General features: G+C 72.3%; 12 protein-coding genes and 3 pseudogenes. 13 read left to right on the forward strand and 2 right to left on the reverse strand.

The window, feature by feature from the left end:
* Positions 1-4 precede the first annotated feature (4 nt).
* Together H3H54_RS18065 and H3H54_RS18070 are read left to right on the forward strand one after the other, a co-directional pair.
* Entirely contained in the window at positions 5-526 is a 522-nt protein-coding gene (locus H3H54_RS18065) for a ferritin (protein ID WP_262424944.1), read from the forward strand.
* 689 nt (positions 527-1,215) lie between these two features.
* Positions 1,216-1,692: an endonuclease domain-containing protein gene (locus tag H3H54_RS18070; protein ID WP_262424945.1), complete on the forward strand. Its 477-nt coding sequence runs from the start codon at positions 1,216-1,218 to the stop codon at positions 1,690-1,692.
* Positions 1,693-1,945: 253 nt separating this feature from the next.
* On the opposite strand, the pseudogene H3H54_RS19840 reads toward H3H54_RS18070, so the two are convergent.
* Positions 1,946-3,750: pseudogene (locus H3H54_RS19840) on the reverse strand (BCCT family transporter).
* 244 nt (positions 3,751-3,994) lie between these two features.
* On the opposite strand from H3H54_RS19840, the pseudogene H3H54_RS18085 reads away from it, so the two are divergent.
* From H3H54_RS18085 to H3H54_RS18115, 7 genes and pseudogenes are all read left to right on the forward strand, one after another.
* Positions 3,995-5,066 (forward strand): annotated as a pseudogene (locus H3H54_RS18085) (LLM class flavin-dependent oxidoreductase).
* A gap of 20 nt (positions 5,067-5,086) precedes the next feature.
* Positions 5,087-6,106: an exodeoxyribonuclease III gene (locus H3H54_RS18090; protein ID WP_262424948.1), complete on the forward strand. Its 1,020-nt coding sequence runs from the start codon at positions 5,087-5,089 to the stop codon at positions 6,104-6,106.
* A gap of 560 nt (positions 6,107-6,666) precedes the next feature.
* A complete protein-coding gene (locus H3H54_RS18095) occupies positions 6,667-8,085 on the forward strand; it encodes a hypothetical protein (protein WP_262424949.1) in 1,419 nt (472 codons plus the stop codon).
* A gap of 59 nt (positions 8,086-8,144) precedes the next feature.
* Positions 8,145-8,369, forward strand: coding sequence for a hypothetical protein (locus tag H3H54_RS18100; RefSeq protein WP_262424950.1), 225 nt, complete (start codon positions 8,145-8,147; stop codon positions 8,367-8,369).
* A 709-nt stretch (positions 8,370-9,078) separates the two neighbouring features.
* Entirely contained in the window at positions 9,079-9,444 is a 366-nt protein-coding gene (locus tag H3H54_RS18105; RefSeq protein ID WP_262424951.1) for a hypothetical protein, read from the forward strand.
* The gene (locus H3H54_RS18110) at positions 9,432-11,678 is read left to right on the forward strand and encodes a S41 family peptidase (RefSeq protein ID WP_262424952.1); all 2,247 of its coding nucleotides are present in this window, start codon (positions 9,432-9,434) and stop codon (positions 11,676-11,678) included. Before H3H54_RS18105 ends, H3H54_RS18110 begins: the two co-directional genes overlap by 13 nt.
* 123 nt (positions 11,679-11,801) lie before the next feature.
* On the forward strand, positions 11,802-12,761 hold the full coding sequence (locus H3H54_RS18115; protein WP_262424953.1) for a universal stress protein: 960 nt from the start codon (positions 11,802-11,804) through the stop codon (positions 12,759-12,761).
* A gap of 83 nt (positions 12,762-12,844) precedes the next feature.
* On the opposite strand, the gene H3H54_RS18120 is transcribed toward H3H54_RS18115, so the two are convergent.
* A complete protein-coding gene (locus tag H3H54_RS18120) occupies positions 12,845-13,261 on the reverse strand; it encodes a hypothetical protein (RefSeq protein WP_262424954.1) in 417 nt (138 codons plus the stop codon).
* Positions 13,262-13,626: 365 nt separating this feature from the next.
* Between H3H54_RS18120 and H3H54_RS18125 the strand changes: the two genes are divergently transcribed.
* The 4 genes and pseudogenes from H3H54_RS18125 to H3H54_RS18140 all read left to right on the forward strand — a co-directional run bounded on the left by H3H54_RS18125 (position 13,627) and on the right by H3H54_RS18140 (position 17,220).
* Entirely contained in the window at positions 13,627-14,280 is a 654-nt protein-coding gene (locus H3H54_RS18125; RefSeq protein ID WP_262424955.1) for a copper chaperone PCu(A)C, read from the forward strand.
* Positions 14,277-15,511 (forward strand): annotated as a pseudogene (locus tag H3H54_RS18130) (Dyp-type peroxidase). The gene H3H54_RS18125 and the pseudogene H3H54_RS18130 overlap by 4 nt, the downstream one beginning before the upstream one ends.
* Before the next feature lie 219 nt (positions 15,512-15,730).
* Complete coding sequence (locus H3H54_RS18135; protein WP_262424956.1) at positions 15,731-16,480, forward strand: FGGY family carbohydrate kinase; 750 nt, start codon at positions 15,731-15,733, stop codon at positions 16,478-16,480.
* A complete protein-coding gene (locus tag H3H54_RS18140) occupies positions 16,465-17,220 on the forward strand; it encodes an FGGY-family carbohydrate kinase (RefSeq protein WP_262424957.1) in 756 nt (251 codons plus the stop codon). The genes H3H54_RS18135 and H3H54_RS18140 overlap by 16 nt, the downstream gene beginning before the upstream one ends.
* The last annotated feature ends 40 nt before the right edge of the window (positions 17,221-17,260 follow it).

The following is a 17,260-nucleotide window of genomic DNA, read 5'->3' on the forward strand; positions in this document are numbered from 1 at the left end:
CACCATGAAGATGAGCAATGACCTAGAGAAGAAGTTCCAGGACCAGATCACCCTCGAGTTCGCCGCGTCGATCACGTACCGGCAGCTCGCCATCGAGGCGGACGAGCAGGACCTCCCCGGCATCGCCGCCTGGCTGCGGCGCCAGGCCGATGAGGAGATCGTGCACGCCAACAAGTTCATCCAGCACCTCTCGGACCGCGGCAACCACGCCACCATCGGCGCGATCGCCGAGCCCGGCGTGGCCCCCGGCCTCTCGGTGCTGGAGATCTTCGAGGCGGCGCTCGCCCACGAGGAGAAGGTCTCCGAGTCGATCCGCGAGCTGTACCGCAGCGCCGACAAGGAGGGCGACTACGATGCACGCCCGCTGCTGAACTGGTTCGTGGACGAGCAGATCGAGGAGGAGGCCACCGTCTCCGAGATCATCGGCCGCGTGAAGCTGATCGGTGGGGACGGCTCCGGCCTGCTGCGCCTGGACGCCGAGCTCGGCCGGCGCCCCGCCGAGACCACCGAGGCCGACGAGGGCTGAGCCCAGGCCCCCTACCCTCGGGCAGCCTCCTGGCCATCGGCCTGCCCTCAGCCTGATTCCCGGCCACCGAATGGAGCTGAGGGGACGGCGACCTGCATAGTGCAAGGCAGCGTTCCCTCAGCTCCATTTCGTGGACATGCCCCGGCTGCCCCGGCTGCTCTACCCAGCGCAGCCCCGGCCCAGCCACAGCCTTTCCTCCCCAGCGCCCCCGGATCCACATTTACCGGCGGCCCCTGTCCCTGGAGGAGCGCTGCCATCACGGTGAGCGCATGCTCGTTTCCAGCCGCCCACCGGAAGTCCACGTCAGAACGCGCCATGAGCTCGAGAGCGCGGGATACACGCGGCGGCAGATCGATGCCCTGCTGCAGGAGGGCCGAATGTTTCGGCTGGCGCCCGGCCTGTATGGCTCGCCTCTGACCCCACCGCACATCACCCAAGCTCTCCGGCGGAACCACAGGGTCACGTGCATCAACGCGCTGAAGCTCTACGGGTTCTGGGTGCCACCCACATCGTCCAGGCACGAAGCACGGCTGCGCGGCGGTCGCCGGAGCGGTGACACGCTCGGACTACCCGAGGTCGTCCTCCACGATCCTCCGCTGAGGAACTGGCCCGACCCGCATCCCGTGCTCCCGCTCCCGATCGCCGTTGAACATGCACTGCACTGTCTCGATGACGACGGCGCCGCGATCGTGCTCGAGTCCGGTCTCCACGAGGGCCTGCTCTCGGACGCCGACGTCGTCGACGCGATGTCTGCCCTGTCCGCTCGCCGCCGCGACGGGATCCTGCCGTTGCGTCACGATGCGCAGTCGGGAACAGAGACCAAGGTGACCAGGTATCTCCGCAAGCGAGGAGTGCGGGTTCGAACGCAGGTCGAGATCCCAGGCATAGGCCGTGTCGATCTGCTCGCCGGCGAGAGGCTGATCATCGAGTGTGACAGCGTGCTCTGGCACAGCTCCCCTGAGCAGGTGAATACGGACCGCGCACGCGATCTCGAGGCGGCGCACCTGGGCTATGCCGTCCTCCGGCTTTCCTATCCCCAGATCATGGTGACCTGGGATCAGACCAGCCAGACCCTGCTGGATATGATCCGCGCAGACGAGCATCGAGCCCCGAGGTCGCTGCGGTCCGTGGTTGTACCCGGATCGCCCCTGCGCCGCCCCGCATGAGCACCCGCCTGCGGGCCGGTCAGAAGCTGAGGCTCTGGCCCGAACGGGGGTGTCCACGCCATCACCGCAAGCGCCCCTTTGGCCTGATCACCTCGGATTGGCCCAACCACCTCGGGCGCAGTTCTGGCCCGGCCAACGAATGGAGCTGAGGGGACGGTGCTCTGCATCGTGCAGGGCACTGTCCCCTCAGCTCCATCTGCTGGTCAGCGACACCAGGTGAGCCGGGCGTAGGGTCCGGCGTGATCGATGTGCGCTATGCGAATCCCCCTACTTGGCCGGGGGAGCAGAGGAAACAGCAGCCCCCTCGTCGGAGGCGTCCTCGCCCGTGGCATCCTCGCCGGTGGCCGCAGCGGCAGCGGCATCCCCGAGCCGCGCTGGCCTCATCCGCCGTGGTGGCCGGATGGCGCGCAGTCGCTCTTTCCTGGATCAGCGGATCGCGGCGCAGCATCATCACCAGCGAGATCGCCAGCGCGAGGATGACGAAGATGAACGGGGCCGCCGAGAGCATGACAGCGGTCTGCAGCGCCTCCAGGCCACCCGCGTAGAGCAGCACGGCGGCGGTCGCGCCGGTGAGCAGGCCCCACATGCCCAGCAGCGGGCGGCTGGGGTTCATGCGTCCGTCGGAGGAGATCACGGCGAGCACGTAGGTGTTCGAATCCGCGCTGGTCACGAAGTACATGATCACCAGGATCACGGCGACCACCGAGGTGAGTGCGCTCAGCGGCAGCTGATCCAGCAGGCCGAAGAAGGCGGTGTTGACGTTCTCGGTGGCGGCGTCACCGATCCCGGCGTCGCGCTCGAGGTCCATGAACATCGCCGAGCCGCCGAAGACGGTGAACCAGGCGGAGAAGATCAGGCTCGGCACACCGAGCACGACCAGTACGAACTGCCGGATGGTGCGGCCGCGGGAGATGCGGGCGAGGAAGATGCCCACGAAGGCGCCCCAGGAGATCCACCACGCCATCATGAAGTAGGTCCATCCCTGCATCCACTCCACGTCCGCGCCGTCCGTGGGCAGCAGGAGGCTGATCTCGAGGAATCCGCCGGCGTACCCGCCGAGCGAGCGGAGGAAGAGGTTGATCAGCCAGCTGGTGGGGCCGGTGGCCAGCACGAACAGCAGCAGGGCTGTGGCGACCACCATCGTGGTCTGGCTGAGGTAGCGGATGCCTCGCCCGATGCCGCTCATCGCCGAGGCGGTGAACAGAAGGGTGACCAGCGCGATGATGAGGAGCTGCACGCTGGTGGTGGTGAGGTCGATGCCGGTGATCCGGCTCATCCCCTGGCTGATCTGGGCGGCACCCAGCCCCAGCGAGGTCGTGGTGCCGAACAGCGTGGACAGGATGACGAGCACGTCGATGACCTTCCCACCAGCCCGTCGGCGTGACGACCGATCAGCGGGCGCAGGATCGGCGAGACCAGGCCCTTGTTCCCGAGGCGGTGTGTGGAGTAGCCGATCGCGAGGCCGAAGGTGGCGAACACGGCCCAGGCATGCAGCCCCCAGTCCAGGAACGTGAAGCGCAGGGCATCGACCACCGCTTCCGGACTGCCGGGCTCGGCAAGGCCGTGCGGCGGAGTGACCAGATGGGACACCGGTTCGGCGACCCCGTAGGTGATCATCCCGATGCCCATCACCGCACCCAGCAGCATCGCGATCCAGGCGTAGGTGGGGTACTCCGGTCGTGAGTCGTCCGGGCCGAGGCGGATGTCGCCGAAACGGGTGCAGGCCAGCACGAGCAGCAGTCCGATCAGGCACAGCGGGATCAGCAGCAGGGACCAGCCGCCGTTGGTGGTCACCCAGCGCATCGCCGTAGCGGCGGCGGAGCTCATCTGCGCCGGCCAGAAGCCTGCCGCGACGAGCAGGGCGACGATGAGCGCCACGGCCACCCAGACGACCCCACCCGCCGAGCGTCCAGAAAGTTGAGGGGCGCTCGGGAAGCGGTCGGACTCACGCCGGGCGCGGCGCGATCCGGGGTCGTGGCCGGTATCGGCAGGGAGAGGGTCAGCAGCGGTGTCCAGCGACATGGCGCGGTCCGTTCCGTGAGGGAGCTGCGACAGCATGATGGCAGGCAGCAAAAGAGGAGGGGTCTGTGACGGTCGGCGAGCCGACGGGAGGGCGGCGAGGGCCCGGTCGCAGAGCGCTCCACAGTACGGGGCCGACGGTCTTGCGACGGGTCCTCTGCGGGAAGATGGGGCGCAGGTCTCGTCCTGGCCCGACCGAGGCCCCCGTCGGTAGCAGACCGCGACGGGAGCAACATGACCCACGCCCTAGTGGAAGCTTCAACTAGAGCGTAGGGTCGTCCCCATGCGAGCCTTCGGATTCCTCAGCTTCGGTCACTACGGCGGCAGCCCTGCCGAGGGCGGCCTCAGCGCCCGGCAGATGCTCCACGACGCGATCGACATCTCCGTCGGCGCCGACGAGCTGGGCGTGAACGGTGCGTACTTCCGCGTCCACCACTTCGCCCAGCAGTCCGCCTCCCCGATGCCGCTGCTGTCCGCCGTCGCCGCACGCACGCAGCGCATCGAGGTGGGCACCGGAGTGATCGACATGCGCTACGAGAACCCCTGTACTTCGCGGAGGAGGCCGCGGCGCTCGATCTCATCGCCGACGGCCGGGTGGCGCTCGGCGTCTCCCGCGGCAGCCCCGAGCCCGCGGAGCGCGGCTGGGAGGCCTTCGGCTACACCGGTTCGGCCGACCCGCGCGGGGCGGACATCGCCCGCGAGAAGTTCGACGTCTTCCTCCAGGCCATCCAGGGCGAGCCGATGGCTCGAGCCGCGGAGAAGCCCTACATGTCCCCTGCCGCGCCGGGCTCCGATCTGCGGATCGAGCCCCACTCCCCGAGCTGATCCGACGGATCTGGTGGGGAGCGGGCTCCCGCGAGACCGCTGAGCAGACGGGCCGACAGGGGCTGAACCTGATGAGCTCGACCCTGCTCACCGAGGCGACGGGGGCCTCCTTCGGCGACCTCCAGGCCGAGCAGATCGAGCGCTACCGCGCCGCCTTCCGCGAGGCCGGGCACACGCACGCCCCACGCGTCTCCGTCTCCCGCAGCGTGTTCCCGATCGTCACCGAGCAGGACCGCATGCTGTTCGGGGCCCGCCCCGGGGAGAGCGCCGACCAGGTCGGCATCATCGACGGGCACCGCTCGACCTTCGGCCGCACCTACACCGGGGAACCGGATCAGCTCATCGAGCAGCTGCAGGCCGACGCCGCCGTCCAGGCCGCCGACACCCTCATGCTCACGATCCCCTCGCAGGCCGGCGTGGACCTGAACCTCCACATCCTCGAGAGCTTCGCGACGCATGTCGCGCCCGCCCTGGGCTGGGCACCGAACACCGAAGGGCCTGTGCAGGGCGACCCGGTCCACCCTCTCTGACCGGCACGTACCCTCGAGGGATGCTCCGCATCGCGTCCGCCAACATCAACGGGATCCGTGCCACGCAGCGGCGGGGATTCGGCGACTGGCTGGAGACGCGCGGCTGCGATGTGGTCGCGCTCCAGGAGGTCCGGGCACAGGCCGACAAGCTGCCCGCAGGCGCCTTCGGCGAGTACCACGTCGCCCTGGACACCGGCACCCTGCCCGGCCGCAACGGCGTCGCGGTGCTGACTCGGCAGGCACCGGCCGCGGTGCGCACCTGGAGCGGCACCGCTCTGGTGGGCGGGCCGACGCAGGACGGCGCTGTCGCCGATGGGCCGCTGGTGACCCGAGGAGGCGATATCGCCGGCTCACCTCACCGGCGGCCCGCGGAGACCAACCCCTCGGACCTGCCTCCTGCCCTCACCCTCGTCCCGGCGCCCGATCACGTGCCTCTCGCTCGCGGCCTCGGCCCCTTCACCGCCGAAGGCCGCTACCTCGAGGTCGACCTGGCGGATGCACCGCTGACCATCGCCTGCCTCTACCTGCCCAAGGGCGGGCTGCCCGCCCACCTGCAGCGGCCGGAGCGGATGCGGGAGGCCCCCGATGGCGGCGCCCGCTACGCCCGGAAGATGCGGTTCATGGCGGCTTTCTCCCGCTACCTCACCCGGACGCGTCGCGCCGCCGCGGCGGCCGGTCGGGAGTTCCTGCTGATGGGGGATCTCAACATCGCCCATACGAGACAGGACCTCGCAGCTTGGCGCCGCAATCAGGGCAACGACGGGTTCCTGCCCGAGGAGCGTGAGTGGCTGGGGCGGCAGCTCTCCGCGCGGACGCTCGTCGACGTCGTACGGGCCCTCCACCCGGACGAGGACGGCCCGTACTCGTGGTGGTCATGGCTGGGGCAGTCGTTCGCGAAGGATGCGGGATGGAGGATCGACTACCACCTCGCCACGCCCCGTCTCGCGCGCGCCGCACAGCGCGCCGAGGTCGATCGGGAGTTCCGGGGCGAGCGGCTCTCGGATCACTCGCCGGTCGTGGTCGACTACGACCTGCGCTGACCCTCCCTGCACCGGTCGATGACCGACGGGGATCACTGCCCCGCCCCTGGCCAGGCCACCGTGGTTCCCGTAGAATAGGGCCCCGTGGGGGCGCCGACCGGTGCGCTCGCCCAGCACCGCTTCACGGAGGAGCCCGATGCCGCCGCCGCAGCCCGTCGTCGCACCGGCCGCGCCCGCCGCACCCCTCCCCTCGGCCCCCTCGCCCGGGACCACCGGCACCCCCGCCTCACGGCGCCTGCTCGCTCCCGAGGACGATGCCCGTCCGCTGACCCTGTGGGGCTCCTCGTCGATGAGCTCCGAGGGCGGGGCCGACGCGACACCGCTGGCGGTGCGGATCCATGAGCACCTCGCCCTCGCCGCCGCACCCGCCATCGTCCATGGCTTCGGCGTCGGCGCCACCCGCTCGGAGCACACCCTGCTGATGCGCGGCCTGGACACCCCGCAGCTGCGCCTCCTCGGCGACCCCGCGCCGGGGACCGGCCAGGTGGCGGTCGACCTCGACTCGGGCCTCTCCCCGTCGGCACCCTCCGGATTCCGGGGACCTCGCCGGGGCGCCCGGGGTGCTCGACGGCACCGGCGGCAGCTGGGTCTTCATCCCCGACGATCCCGACCATCCGCTCACGGACGGTCTCTTCCGCTCGTCGCTCGCCGCCGTCGCGGAGGGCTCGCGACAGGTGCTGTGGATGGGCAAGAACAACATCCTCGACGTAGCTGGCGTGCTCGAGGACACCCAGCGCATGTGGGATGCCACCGCGGATCCTGCGCAGGACACGCTGGTCCTCGGCCAGTGGCCCACCCCGCATGACCCGGTCGGCTCGGCGACCGCGGAGGCGGTGGCCGCCGTCAACGCGGAGCAGCAGCACCGCTACGGAGACCATTTCCTGGATCTGGGGAGCCTGCTCACCTCGGCACAGGGGCTCAGCTGCCCGCCCCTCGCGCCGCTGCGCCTGCCGAGAGCAGGCCACCACGCACAGTGCGCTCGAGCAGCGGATCGTGCCGGCCGGCCTGCGCGCACCGGACGACATCCATCTCAACGGCTGGGGAAACCTGGCGGTGGGATGGGCGATCGTCCGTCGGATGCGGGAGCTGAGGTGGCTGTGAGACGACCCGCCGCACCGCACCTCCGCACCGGCCGTCCCGGCGCCCCCACCCCTGCTCCGCCTGCGGTCGAGACGCCCGCCGCGCCCTCCCGTGAGGAGGCGGCGCCGCAGCTGACCGCCCTGACGGCGCCTGCCCCGCTCCGCAGCGGTCGCACCGGCCGTCGTGCCGTGCTGCTGGTCGGCGCCGCGGCGGCCGTCGGCAGCGCCGTGAGCGTCGGCGCCCTGCTGCGCGAGGACGGCGCCGCGGCCCCGTCGGCCGCCTCCTCCCCAGGTGTCGCGCCCGCCGGGGACGGCTCCGCCGGACCGTTCGCGGACGTCGCCGCCGACGACCCCGCCGCCGAGGCGATCCGCTGGGCGGACGAGACCGGCGTGCAGCCGGCCCTCACCGCGACCGACTACTCCCCACAGGACGCGGTGAACCGCGGCGACGTGGCGCTCGCGCTGCACCGCATGGCCGGGGCCCCCGCCGTGGACCTCGGCTCCGCCCCGGTGCCGTTCACGGACCTGGGCGAGGACGCCGCCCGGGTCACGGCGATGCTGTGGCTGCACGGCCGCGGCGCGGTATGGGGCGATGCGGAGCTGCGGGTGCATCCGGATGAGCCCGCCACCCGGGACTGCGCGGCGGCGATGCTCACCGCGCTGCTGCGCCCCGCGCTGGCCGGCATGGGCGTCACCTGGGACGCCTCGGCCGAGGCCTCGCTGCCGCAGGCCGACGGCCAGGGCTCCGCGCTCGCGGACGTCGCCTGGCTCGAGGCATCCGGGATGGCTCCCGCCTCCCTCTCCGCGGCCGCCTGGTCCGGCGAGGAGGGTGTCACGCGCGCCGATCTGGCGGTTTCCCTCCACCGTGCGGACGAGGTCGTCGCCACGGCGCTCGGCTGACCGCTCTGCGGCCCGCAAAGCAATATGCGGCGTCGGCCCTGCGGCATAGGGTTGGGGCCATGTCGATGACGCCCGCCCATGCCGCGTACCTCCGCCACCCCGATGTCCGTGGGGACCTGCTCACCTTCACCGCCGCGAACGACGTGTGGCTCGCCCCGCTGGCCGGGGGCCGCGCTTGGCGCCTGACCGACGAGGGCGCCCCGTCGGCTATCCGCGCTTCTCGCCCGACGGCGCGCACATCGCCTACACCTCACGCACCTCCGGCGGCCCGGAGGTGTGGGTGATCAGCGCCGAGGGCGACGCCGCCCCGCGCCGGCTCACCGCGTGGGGTCGGCCCTCCACGAAGGTGGCCGGCTGGCTGCCCGACGGTCGGGTCGTCGCCACGACCAGTTACGGCGCCCCCATCGCGCGCGATGCGCAGCTGTGGGCGATCGATCTCGACGGGACGATCGAGCTGCTGCCGCTCGGCCGCAGCGGCGAGGTCGCGATCCACCCCTCGGGAACCACCGTGGTCTCCACCCCGTGGCGCCGCGACCAGGCGGGCTGGAAGCACTATCAGGGCGGCACGGCGGTCAAGCTGTGGCTCTCCCGCGAGGACGTTCCGCTGGACGCGCCGGCGCAGACGCACTCGGGCCGCTCTTGGGAGCCGCTGCTGGACGAGGTGCTCGCCTCCAAGCTGCGGATCGCCTGGTACGGGGATCGTCTGCTGTTCGCCTCGGACACTCCCGGCCCGGGCGCCGCCCTCACCGATCGTGCCTCCGCGAACCTCTGGTCCGTCGCCATGGACGGCTCCGACCTGCGCTCGCACACCTCCTTCACCTCCGAGCAGGGCTACCTGCGCGAGCCCGCGTCCGACGGCACCACCATCGTGTTCAGCTCCCGCGGGCGCCTGTTCGCGATGGACTCGCTGGATGCGGAGCCGCGGGAGGTCGAGATCCTGGCCTCCGGCGTCGGCGCTTCGCGACTGCCGCGCCCGTCTCGGAGAACGAGAACGTGCTGGCCGTGCGCCCGCTCCACGACGCCCGTGCGAGCGTGGTCGAATGGCGCGGCAGCGCGCACGCCCTCACCCACCGCGGCGGCCCCTCACGGCTGCTCGCCGGAGCGTGCGGGCTGCGCCTGCGGGAGGTGCGCCCGCTGGGCCGCACGCCCTTCGCCCTGTTCGTCTCCGACGCCGAGGCGCTGCGCGACCGTGAGGACGGCGGCGTCGGCTCCGATGTGCTGGCCCTGGCCCGCCTCGACGGCGGCGGCGAGGAGATCCGCCTGGACGTCGGCGCCGTGGGGCGGATCCTCCACGCGATCCCCTCCCCGACGGCTCCAAGATCGCGATCAGCACCCACGACAACGTGGTGCGCCTGGTGACCCTGCGCGGTCTCGAGGATCCCGCGAAGACCTCCGCCTCCGCCCTGCGCACGGACGCCGCCGCGGCCGCCACCGCCTGGGAGCAGGACGCCGAGCACGCGATCCCCGCTCCCCAGCTCGACCACGTGCGCGAGGTGGGCCGCTCGAGCGGCGGCGAGGTGCGGCATCTCGCCTGGTCGCCCGACGGCCGCTGGCTGGTGTGGGCGGAGCCGAACTCCTGGCAGCTCAGCCGCCTGATGGTCTCCGACACCGACGATCAGGAGCCGACGGGCCGCGCGCTGACCTCGGGCAAGTACCAGGACTCCGAGCCCGCCTTCAGCGCCGACGGGAGGCATCTGGCGCTGCTGAGCCTGCGCACCTTCGAGACCGTCTACGACGACATGGTGTTCGACCTCGGCTTCGTCAACGCCGAGCGGCCGTTCCTGCTGCCGCTCGAGCGCACCACGCCGGACCCCTTCGGCCCGCACCCCGACGGCTGGGGCCCGACCGAGGAGGACAAGGATGCCAAGGGCGGCACCGACGGCAAGGGGGCGAAGAGCACCGAGGCCGCCTCTGCGACCGGCCCGTCGGCCGCGCAGGCGGTCTCTGCGCAGGCGGCGGCCGCACAGCCCGCCACCTCGCACAGCGCGGCCGGCGCCGACGATGCGACCCGCCCGCCGGCCACCCGCCTCGATCTCGAGTCCGTGGAGTCACGACTGGTGCCCTTCCCCGTCACCTCGGGCTACTACTCGCACCTCACTGCGGTGACCGGCGGTTTCGTCTGGCTCCGCCACCCGCAGCAGGGGGCGCTGGGCAGCGCCCGCGCCGGGGTCGAGGGCGACGCACCGACACCGACGCTCGAGCACTGGGGCCTCGCCGAGCGCAAGCTCACCGTGCTCGCCGAGGGCGTCACCGACCTCGCCGCCTCCGGTGACGGCGAGACGCTCGTGATCCGGCAGGGCGAACAGTGGGTGCAGGTCCCCGCCGCCCGCAAGGTCGAGGACGAGGATCCGGCCCGGATCGTCATCGACACCTCCCGGATGCGACTGAACGTCGACCCGGTCAAGGAGCGGCGCGGCATGCTCTGGGACAACTACCGGATCATGGCGCAGCAGTACTGGCGCGCGGACATGGACGGCATGAACTGGCACGCGATGACCTCCTGGTACGACCCGGTCATCGAGCGCCTGGTCACCGACGACGACTTCCAGGACATGATGTGGGAGGTCCAGGGCGAGCTCGGAACCTCGCACGCCTACGTGCAGGGCAAGGTCTACCAGGCCGATCCGCCGATGCTCCCCGCCTACCTCGGCGCGGACTTCGCCCAGCAGGACGCTCGCTGGGTGATCACCCGCATCCTGCCCGGCGACTCCTCCGATCCCGACGCCCGCTCGCCGCTGCTCGCCCCTGGCGTGGGCGCTGAGGTGGGCGATGCGGTGCTCCGCGTGGACGGCCGGGCCGTGGGCTCGGAGGGCGTGGAGGCCGCGCTGATCGGCGCGGCGGGCAAGCCGACCGAGCTGGTGCTGCTGCGCGACGGCGCCGAGCACCGGGTCGCGGTGACCCCGCTGGCCGACGACTCCGCCCTGCGCTACCAGGCCTGGGTCGCCTCGCGTCGCGAGCTGGTCGCGGAGCTCTCGGACGGGCGGCTGGGGTACCTGCACATCCCCGACATGGTGTCCTCCGGCTGGGCGCAGATGCACCGCGACCTGCGCGAGGCCACCACCAAGGAGGGCCTGGTGGTGGATGTGCGATACAACAGCGGCGGGCACACCTCGCAGCTGGTCACCGACCGGATCGCGCGGCGGGTGCTGTCCTGGGACTTCCCGCGCCACGAGCGGCCCGGCACCTACCCGTCCTTCGCCCCGCGCGGCGCGGTGGTGCTGGTGACGAACCAGGAGGCCGGCTCCGACGGCGACATCGTCAACGCCGTCTCCCGCGCACTGGAGGTCGGGCCGATCATCGGCACCCGCACCTGGGGCGGCGTGATCGGCATCGACGGCCGCTACGACCTGGTCGACGGCACCGGGGTGACGCAGCCGAAGTACGCCAGCTGGTTCGAGGGCGAGGAGTGGGCGATCGAGAACTATGGCGTGGAGCCGGATATCGAGGTGCCGCTGCCGCCGAACGCCTGGGAGGGCGGGCAGGACCCGCAGCTCGAGCGCGGCATCACCGAGGCGCTCGCGCTGCTGTCGCAGAAGCCTGCGGCGGTCGCACCGCCGATGCCGGCGCCGCGCTTCGGCCGCCGGGACGGCTGAGCCGCTCCGGGACCTCCGTCCGGGTCCGCCGCCACCTGCCCGACTATCCTGGGGGCACCGGCGGCGGACTCGATCACGGGGCGCCGTCGTCGGTCGCTGAAGCCCCCGGTGCAGGAGGTCGAAATGCACGACGACGGCTTCACCTCTCAGTCCCCGCTCCCCGATGCCCGAACCCTCGGGGTCCTCGTAGGCTTCGACGATTCCGATCACTCCGTCCTGGCTCTCCATTACGCGGCACGCGCCGCGCAGCGCCTCGACGCGCCCTTGACCGTGGTCACCGCCTACACGGTGCCGACGATGGCGTACGCCGATGCGGCGCTGATCCCCAGCGTGCCCGCGGAGGTGGCCCGGCTGGCCGCTGCCCAGGAGCTGCTCGAGCAGGCGCGCGAGCACCTGCGCGGCTATCCGGGCGAGGTCGATCTGCGCACTGAGCACGGTGACGCCGCCGGAGTGCTGGTGAAGCTCTCCGCGCAGGCGCAGCTCGCCGTGGTCGGCGCCCGTGGCCGGGGCGGGTTCCTGGGCCGCATGCTCGGCTCGGTCTCCTCCGCGCTGCCCGCCCACGCCCACTGCCCCACCGTGGTGGTCCCGCAGCAGTACGTGATCGGCACCGGCGAGGGCCCCGAGCGCTTCGCCCCGGTCCCGGACGACGCCCCCGTCGTGGTGGGGGTGGACCTCTACAAGCCCAGCGAGGCCGCGGTGCGGCACGCGGCGGAGGCGGCACTGAACCGCAGCGCGCCGCTGCATCTGCTGGCCGTGATGCCGCAACCCGATGCGTGGGGCGCCGCCTACATGGCCTGGCTGCCCGATCCCGACATCCTCGACAAGCACCGCGCAGAGCTCGCGAAAGAGCTCGAGGCCACCGCCGACTCGCTGCGCGCCGAGCATCCGGGGCTGACCGTCACCTCCGAGGTTCTGCTGGCCGATCCGGTGACCCCGCTGCTCCGGCGCACCGCTGACGCGCAGCTGACCGTGCTCGGCACCCGTGGCCGCAGCCGCCTGGCCTCGACCCTGCTCGGTTCGGTGTCCCGGGCTGTGCTGCAGCGCGCCGAGGGACCGGTGATGGTGGTGCCCGACACGCAGTGACCCCACGCGCGGAAAAGCGACACAATAGCGGCATGACACCGGCCCGCTCACCCCTGCGCCTGCTGCGCGGGGGCATGGCCGCGTCACTGGCCACGGCGGTCGCCCTCGGAGGGCACCTGGTGGCGGGCGCTGCGATGCCGACGTGGCTCGGGGTGGCGCTTCCCTGGTGGCTCGCCGTCACCGTCTGCACGGTCCTGGCCGGCACCCGCTTCTCGCTGCTGCGGATGGGGATGGCGGTGCTCTCCAGCCAGGCCCTGTTCCACGGCCTGTTCACGGCCGGCACCCCGGGCGACCCATCGCTGCAGATGGTCGATCCGCCCGGATCCCACCTCGGCCACGTCCATGCCCCGGCTGGCCCTCTCGCCGAGCACTCCGCGCACACCGCCCACGGGGGCGCGCACGGGGCGGAGGCCGCCGGGCACGCCCTGCACAGCCACTCCGACCTGCACATGCTGCTGGGGCACCTCGTGGCGGCGCTCGTCACCACCGTGCTGCTGCACCAGGGGAGTCGTTCCTGCTGCGCTGCGCCGGTCTCGTCGGCGCGGTCCTGCGGGTGCTGTCCCGGCCGCCGCGCTCTGTCACGCTCCCGCCGCTCGTCCCCTCCGCGCCGGCGCCTCCGGTGCCCGAGGTCGCCCACCTGCACCATGTCCAGTGCGCGGTGCTCACGCCCCAGCTGCGCAGAGGCCCTCCCCTGGTCCTGGCCGCCTGAGAGCCGTCAACCCCGACGGTCGCACTCCCGTGCCCGCTCAGGCCGCCCCTTCGGTCGATCACGCCGTGCGGTGCCGCCGCACGGCGCTCCCCTGCTGCTCCTCGCTGACGCGCCGCGCGCCGTCAGCCCCGTGGAGCGCTCCCGAAAGGACCCACCATGTCCCGCAGCATCCCCCTGCCCACCGTCCCCGCACCGATTAGCCGCATCACGCGGCGCGCGACCCTCGCCGTCGCCCTCCTGCTGCCCCTGGCGGCTTGCACCGGCGCCAGCGGCGACGCTGAGACCACCGAGCCCGCCCCCGAGGACGGGGCAGGCGGCGGGCTGACTCTCACCGACCCCTGGGTGAAGGCCGCCGAGGAGGGCATGACCTCCTCCTTCGGCGTGCTCCGCAACGACACGGAGCGAGATCTGGTGCTCACCGGGGTCTCGACTCCGGCGAGTTCCGCGGTCGAGCTGCACGAGACCACCTCCGACGGCTCGGGCGGGATGAGCATGACGGAGAAGGAGGGCGGTTTCGAGCTGCCCGCCGGCGGCGAGCTCGTCCTCGAGCCGGGCGGCCACCACATCATGCTCATGGACCTCACCGCCCCGCTGCTGCCCGGCGACGAGGTCGAGCTGACACTGCAGTTCGAGGACGGCGCCGAGCACCCGTTCACCGCCACCGTCAAGGACTTCGCCGGCGCCCAGGAGCACTACGAGCCCGAGGGATCCACGGGCTCCGGAGCGTCCGACGGCGGCGGCGCGCACGACCACGACCACGACCACGACCACGACGAGCACGACCATGACGGCCACGGGGGTGACGAGTGACCGCGCGGACTCCCGCCCACGACCGTCTCGGCCGGCGGCACCTGCTGCGCACCGGGGCGCTCGGCGTGGGCGCGCTCGGCGTCGGCGCCGCCTCCGTCGGCCTGGACCGCGCCCTCCGGGACCCAGCGACGGAACCGCCGGCCGCTGAGCCCGCCCTGCACGGCGCTGCGACCATCCCCTTCCACGGCCCGCACCAGGCGGGGATCGAGACCCCCGCTCCGGCAGCGGCGACGTTCCTCGGCCTGGACCTGCGCGAGGAGGTGGATCGCGAGGGGTGCTGCGCATGCTGCGCCTGCTCACCGACGACGCCGCCCGCCTCACCCAGGGCGAGCCGGCACTCGCGGACACGGAACCGGAGATGGCGTCCGAGCCCGCCGCGCTGACCGTCACCGTCGGCTTCGGCCCCGGGCTGATGTCGCGGGCCGAGCGCCCCGCCCCGGACTGGCTGGCCCCGCTGCCGGCCTTCGAGATCGACCAGCTCGAGGACCGGTACACCGGGGTGATCTGGTGCTGCAGGTCGCCGCCGAGGATCCGCTGACGGTCTCCCATGCCGCGCGGATGCTGCTCAAGGACGCCCGGGTGTTCACCCGGGTGCGCTGGGTGCAGCCCGGTTTCCGCCGCTCCCCGGTACGCAGGCCCCGGGCACGACGATGCGCAACCTGTTCGGTCAGCTCGACGGCAGTGCGAACGCCCAGCTCGGCAGCGAGCATTTCTCGCGCGTGGTCTGGATCGACGAGGGGCCGTTCGCGGGCGGCACCTCGATGGTGCTCCGTCGGATCCGGATGGATCTGGACGGCTGGGACAAGGCGGACCGTGCGGCACGGGAGCAGTCCACCGGCACCCGGCTGGACACCGGCGCCCCGCTCAGCGGTGGCGACGAGTTCTCGAACGCCGACTTCGAGCAGGTCTCCGCGCACGGTTTCCCCGTGATCGGGGAGTTCTCGCACATGCGGCGCGCGAACGGGATCGATGACGGGGAGCACCAGGAGATCTTCCGCCGCCCGTTCAACTACGACGAAGCGCCGTCGCCCGGCTCGGGGAGATCTCGGAGGCGGGTCAGGTCTTCGTCTCCTTCCAGGCCGATCTGACCGGGCAGTTCCTCCCGATCCAGTGGAGGCTGGATGCGCTGGATCTGCTGAACCAGTGGACCACCCCGATCGGCTCGGCCGTGTTCGCGATCCCGCCGGGCTGCGCCGAAGGTGAGTACATCGGGCAGTCCGTGCTGGAGTGACCCCGGCGCCCGCATGAGGGTGCCCAAGGGCTCGGGCGCCGCCCTGCACAGGATCGGCCTCTTCGCCGGCAGGGCGGCGCCCACCTGGCACGGTCATGGCAACCCGTGGCGAACACAGCGAGGGCCGGAGCCCTCCTCGTATGCTGACCGGACAGCCTGCAGACCCTCCTCGGCACCCGAGGGGGATCCAGGTCGCCCCGACGAGCGCAGGAGATCTGCATGCCCCGCTTCAACATCCCGGCCGAAGACGCCCAGGGACCGCTCGTCGTCGGCATCGACATCGGTTCCGGCGGCACCCGTGCCGCGGTCTACGACGTCTCCGGCCGTGAGGTCGGCACGCTCCACCACAAGGAGACGCACGCCTTCACGGTCGATGACGACGGCACCAGCACCATCGATGCCGATCAGATCGTCGAGGAGATCCGCGCCTCCCTCGCCGCGGTCCTCACCGGGTCCCCGCTGCCCGGCGAGGTGCATGCGATCGGCTTCGACACCTTCGCCTCGACGCTCGTTGCGGTCGACGCGGCCGGCAACGCCCTGACCCCCTGCATCACCTACGCTGACACCCGCTGCCACGCCCAGGTCGATCGCCTCGCCGGCTCCCTGGACGTGGACTCGCTGCACGAGCGCACCGGTGCGCGCCTGCACTCCTCGTACACCGCGCCCCGCCTGGCCTGGCTGCGCGAGGAGCAGCCGGAGGTCTTCGCCCGCACCGCCCGCTTCATGGCGCTCGGCGAGTACACGGCGCTCAAGCTGCTGGGCACCGCGGCGCTCGGCACCGCCTCGGCCGCATGGTCCGGCATGATCGACCGCCGCACCGGCCAGTACGTGCCCGAGCTGCTCGAGGCCGTCGGCGTGGACCCGGCGATGATGGGCACGGCGCTCGACCCCTCCGACGCGATCCCGGTGGAGGGCACCCCCTGGCCGCCGAGTTCCCGCAGCTGCGGGGCGCCGTGTGGCTGCCGGTGATCGGAGACGGCCTGGCCGCGAACCTCGGCATCGGCGCACTCGGCGCGGGCACCTGGGGCATCTCGACCGCCACCTCCGGCGCGATCCGCCAGCTGCTCGACACCTCGATCCCCACCCTGCCCAGCGGACTGTGGGCCTACCGCGTGGACCAGCAGCGCACCCTGGTCGGCTCCGCGATGAGCGACTGCGGCCGCGTGCTTGACTGGTGCCGCAACGAGCTGGCGATGCCCTTCGACATCGACGCCACCGACACCGCGACCCTGTTCTCCGGCCCGCCCTCCGAGGGCACGCCGCTGGTGATCCCGTTCTTCTCCGGGGAGCGCGGCACCAAGTGGCGCGGCAGCTCCCGGGCGATGTTCGCGAACGTCGGCGCATCCACCACCTGGAAGGACATGCTGCTCGGGGCAATGGAGGGCGTGGCCCTGTCGTTCCTGCGCATCGCCGACCAGATGCGCGAGGCCGGCGGCGAGCCCGAGCGGATCGTGCTCTCCGGCGGCATGACCGGGGCGATCCCCGGCTGGCTGCACCTGCTCTCCGACGCCCTGGCGATGCCGATCGACCATGTGGCCGTCTCCCGCTCGACCATGCGCGGCGCCGCCGTGATGGCGCTCGAGCAGGCCGCGCCCGGCATGCCCGTCGCCGAGGTGCCGGTGCTGAACCGCGTGGAGCCCGTCCTCGCGCACCAGGACTACTACCGCGAACGCCTCGAGCGCTTCGAGAAGCTCGCCGACCTGGCCTGAAGCAGGCCCCGGCCCCACTCGGGGCTCAGAGGGCTCAAAG

The sequence above is a fragment of the Brachybacterium sp. Z12 genome (assembly GCF_014400405.1).
In the GTDB taxonomy this organism is placed as follows: Bacteria; Actinomycetota; Actinomycetes; order Actinomycetales; family Dermabacteraceae; genus Brachybacterium.

Excerpts from the sequence above, each read along its gene's own strand:
- H3H54_RS18135 (WP_262424956.1), top strand. The coding sequence starts at position 15,731 with ATGCCCCGCTTCAACATCCCGGCCGAAGACGCCCAGGGACCGCTCGTC.
- H3H54_RS18100 (WP_262424950.1), top strand. The coding sequence starts at position 8,145 with ATGTCGATGACGCCCGCCCATGCCGCGTACCTCCGCCACCCCGATGTC.
- H3H54_RS18115 (WP_262424953.1), top strand. The coding sequence starts at position 11,802 with ATGCACGACGACGGCTTCACCTCTCAGTCCCCGCTCCCCGATGCCCGA.
- H3H54_RS18090 (WP_262424948.1), top strand. The coding sequence starts at position 5,087 with ATGCTCCGCATCGCGTCCGCCAACATCAACGGGATCCGTGCCACGCAG.
- H3H54_RS18125 (WP_262424955.1), top strand. The coding sequence starts at position 13,627 with ATGTCCCGCAGCATCCCCCTGCCCACCGTCCCCGCACCGATTAGCCGC.
- H3H54_RS18065 (WP_262424944.1), top strand. The coding sequence starts at position 5 with ATGAAGATGAGCAATGACCTAGAGAAGAAGTTCCAGGACCAGATCACC.